General features: G+C 54.5%; 1 tRNA gene. It reads right to left on the reverse strand.

From position 1 onward, the window contains the following. Positions 1–7: 7 nt before the first annotated feature. Positions 8–84 (reverse strand) — tRNA-Asp (locus OGX98_RS00740). Positions 85–211 lie beyond the last annotated feature (127 nt).

Raw genomic sequence — 211 nt, forward strand, 5'->3', positions numbered from 1 at the left:
TAATAAGTGGCGGAACGGACGGGACTCGAACCCGCGACCCCCTGCGTGACAGGCAGGTATTCTAACCAACTGAACTACCGCTCCACCGAATTTCTTTGTCACTACCCGGATTAGTTATCCCGGTTTACTGCAATTTGATGCCTGGCAGTTCCCTACTCTCGCATGGGGAGACCCCACACTACCATCGGCGCTACGGCGTTTCACTTCTGAG

This window comes from Citrobacter sp. Cm046, from assembly GCF_030333065.1.
Taxonomy (GTDB): Bacteria; Pseudomonadota; Gammaproteobacteria; order Enterobacterales; family Enterobacteriaceae; genus Citrobacter; species Citrobacter murliniae.